The organism is Candidatus Omnitrophota bacterium (assembly GCA_028699255.1).
In the GTDB taxonomy this organism is placed as follows: Bacteria; Omnitrophota; Gorgyraeia; order 2-01-FULL-45-10; family 2-01-FULL-45-10; genus FEN-1322.
The window spans coordinates 1-3,734 of sequence record JAQVUX010000029.1; the positions used below are offsets into that span (position 1 = coordinate 1).

The following is a 3,734-nucleotide window of genomic DNA, read 5'->3' on the forward strand; positions in this document are numbered from 1 at the left end:
AATACCCGGTATTATAAATGCCCTTGCGGTAATAAATTTAAGGCTATCGAAAAAGATGCATAACAGCACCACCCAAGGAAGGTAGCTTTAAAAAATTTTCTCGTCGGAGAGTAAAAACATTTTTCCGAATTACGGAACAAGTTGCTTGCATTCTAAAATTCATAGTGTAAGCTATAAGTAGATAAAAATTCGAAATAATCTCGTCGACGGACGAGTTTATTTATAAAAAAGACGGCAATTGTGGTGCCACAATCACTACGCTTGCCGTCTTTTTGTATTTAGTGGGCAGTAGAGTGCTCTACCATTCTATTGCCCACTATTTTTTGGAGTCATATGACAGTACCATCGCTTCAGGACATGCTCGACAATGTCGAAATCGCTATAAATAACATCCTCGCCGGCGGCGCCGTTCAATCTTATTCCGTCAACGGCCGTAATCTACAAAGGTGTTCACTTAACGAGTTGCGAGATCTCCGGAAACAGCTTAAGGCTGAGATCGCGGCCGGCCAGACCACGCCGACCAGATCGTATGCATCATTTTCGAGGCCATCATGAGTAAAAAGGAAACGAAAATCACGGTTATTGACCGGGCCGCCAACGCGATTGATAGGACGATAGGGTTTTTCTCGCCTGAGCGCGGCATGCGCCGCACCGCTGCGCGTATAAGCCATAAAATGATGGCCGCATCTTATAAAGGCGCAGAAAGAAGCCGGCTACGCGGTGACTGGTATACTCAGGGATTCTCGGCCGATAGAGATTTGTATACAGATCGAGATATACTGGTACAGCGCAGCAGGGATATCAATAGGAATGATGCTTTTGGATCAGGCATCACAAATACCATTGTCATAAACGATGTAGGAAACGGCATAATCCCGCAAAGCGCCGTTGATACCAAAATCCTTAAGATAACCGATGAGCAGGCGGCAGAGTTCCAGGAAGCCGCGGAAATAGCTTGGGACCGATGGGTGCCTTATGCCGATGCCTCTGAGCGCCTCGATTTTTATGAAATCCAGGCGCTTGTCGATAGGCAGACGCTCGAAAATGGCGAGTCTATATTACTACCGATGATGCTTAAGGACCCTACAAGGCCTTATTCTATTGCCTTGATGAATATAGAATCGGACAGGCTTGTTACACCATCCGGGATGGCAGGTAATAAAGACGTAAGGTTTGGTGTAAAAATTGGAGACCGCGGCGAGCCGATAGAATACTATATCCGGAAAACCCACCCGGGCGATCTCTACTCCAGTTTCGCCGGCACCGGCGAATATATGACCTATAAAGCTAAAAACGCCCAGGGCCGGAAGAATGTTTTTCATTTATACGAGCAGAAGCGCGCCGGACAAAGCCGGGGTGTGCCATTCTTTGCCCCTGTGCTTGATTATTTTAAGGATGCTTCCGAATATTCTGAAGCGGAACGCGTAGCCGCGCGCCTGGCCGCGTGCATAGCTATTTTTGTTAAAAAGAATAACGTTAATCAATCCTTCCAGAAAAGAACTACTGCTAACAGCTCCGGCCAGCGTATAGAATCGATCGAGCCCGCGATGTTCGAATATTTGGACGATGGCGAGGAGATACAATCCTTTAATCCGAATCGTCCAAACGCGCAATTCGAACCGTTTATGGACCATCTTTTAAAAGCCATATGTTCCGCACTAAACCTTTCTTATGAGATCGTATCTAAAGATTTCAGCAAGTCAACATATTCCAGCGCCAGGGCCGGATTGTTACAAGCTTATAGATATTTTCGCATGCGACAAAATTGGCTGTCCCGCAAGCTTAATCAACCGGTATGGGAAATGGTGCTTGAGGAGGCCTTTTTAAGGGGTGAGTTGCCGGCAAAGAATTTTTATGAACAACGGTCAGCTTGGACGCGGGCCAGATGGATATCTCCCGGATGGGAGTGGGTGGACCCGCTTGCGGAGGCAAAAGCATCAAAGTTGGCAGTTGATTCCGGATTATCATCCCTAAGTGATGAAGCCGCGGCACAAGGAAAAGACCTGGATGAGCTTCTCGCTCAACGCGCGCGCGAAGAGCGGAAGATCAAAGCCCTGGAAGAAAAATACGACATAAAAATTATAAAGGACGATATGGCTATTCAGAAAGACGGCCACAATAATGGAGGCACTGCAGATGTCAAAAAAAATCAATGAACTATTCTTCATGAAGTCATGGGCAATGAAAGAAGATGTGCTTACCTCGTTTACCGAGATAGTCATAAGGCACATTTCAGGCCAAAAACTGTCTATGGCGGAGATTGAAGCTCGTACAGGCGCCTCTACTAAAGACGAACCGCCTGATTATGCAATAGACGCGAAGGGGACAGCGCGTATTCCGATTTATGGTGTAATAGCTAAGAGGGCGAGCATGGTTAACGGCATATCGCAGCCGCCCGGAACATCCGTTGAGGAAATTCGCCGGGATTTTAACGCGGCATTGAATGATCCGGCCGTGAAATCTATTGTACTCGACGTCGATTCTCCCGGAGGAAGCGTCGACGGTATTACTGAATTATCAGATTTGATATATGCTGCCCGCGGTAAAAAACCGATTAATGCCTATACAGATGGGCAAATGGCTTCTGCCGCTTACTGGATAGGATCCGCGGCGGATAAGATTTACGCGACAAAAAGCGCGGAAGTCGGATCTATCGGGGTATATGCTGTGGTACATGATTTCAGCCGGTCCGCTAAAAACGAAGGGATCGACACTACCGTGATCAAGGCCGGTAAATATAAAGCCGCAGGATATGCATATAAACATCTCAGCGAAGACGACCAAAGCGCTATCCAAGATAATGTTAACTCGTATTATGACTTATTCGTGGACGGCGTAGCGCGTAATCGCGGCATTTCGGCCGAAGACGCTCTCAAACTGGCTAATGGGAAGACCTATATAGGGAAAAAAGCCGTGAATATAGGGCTTATTGACGGTATCCGGAACATAGAAGAGGTATTTGAAATCAAGGCGTGCAGTAACACTTATGAGGATAAAAAACGCCGTACTCAGGTCTTAATTCCATGTAAGGGCTGTAATGAAGAAATCGATTTTGAAGGACAACCCAAGACCGCCGCGGGGGCGGTCGAGTGCCCGAAGTGTGGGCGAATGATCGACCAGGAAGGCAAGGTCTTGGTTGATAAGACAGTAGAAACGAAACAAAAAAAGGAGGAGGGTAGTATGGAAATAAAAGATCTTACGCTCGAGACATTAAAAGCTCAGCGCTCCGACCTCGTGGAGGCCATCCTTAAAGATGGTAAAGAGGCAAGCGCGCAGGCGGTGAAGGATGGTGTTAGCGCAGAAAGAGCGCGCGTGTTGGGTATTATCGGAAAGGCGAAGGTGTATAAGGATGCCGGCGTAGAGGATCTTGTGAAAGGTTCAATCGAGAAAGGCGAGACCGTCGAAATCGCCGAAAGCGGCTTCAAAACGAAGAAGATTGATTCCCTCACGGGTGAGGCACCTAAAACTCCGGGACCAGGTGAGGATGTCGGCGCGGCCGCCAAAACCCACCTGGATATAGCAAAAGAATACGCCGCGGCTAATAAGTGTTCCATAACCAAGGCGTTGCAGGCCACAGCTCCAAAGAGAGTAAAAGCATAGCTATATTTTATTACTGACGCGCCGCGTCAGAATGTAGTTATCTCAGCGCAATAAACAAGGAGGATATCGATGAGTCAGCAAAATGAGGGAAATAAGGGTTTTGAGGCTGGAGAAGCCCTGGAGGCGTTTCGCAG

3 protein-coding genes are annotated in these 3,734 nt (G+C 47.5%); all 3 read left to right on the forward strand.

Going from position 1 to position 3,734, the window contains the following annotated elements; translation table 11 throughout:
* Nucleotides 1–333 precede the first annotated feature (333 nt).
* The 3 genes from PHS46_08665 to sppA are packed head-to-tail and all read left to right on the forward strand — an operon-like array spanning nt 334 to nt 3,600.
* Nucleotides 334–555, forward strand: coding sequence for a hypothetical protein (locus PHS46_08665; GenBank protein ID MDD3906572.1), 222 nt, complete (start codon nt 334–336; stop codon nt 553–555).
* Nucleotides 552–2,156: a phage portal protein gene (locus tag PHS46_08670; protein MDD3906573.1), complete on the forward strand. Its 1,605-nt coding sequence runs from the start codon at nt 552–554 to the stop codon at nt 2,154–2,156. Before PHS46_08665 ends, PHS46_08670 begins: the two co-directional genes overlap by 4 nt.
* Nucleotides 2,137–3,600 (forward strand): signal peptide peptidase SppA, encoded by a 1,464-nt coding sequence (gene sppA, locus PHS46_08675; protein MDD3906574.1) that lies wholly within the window; start codon nt 2,137–2,139, stop codon nt 3,598–3,600. Before PHS46_08670 ends, sppA begins: the two co-directional genes overlap by 20 nt.
* The last annotated feature ends 134 nt before the right edge of the window (nt 3,601–3,734 follow it).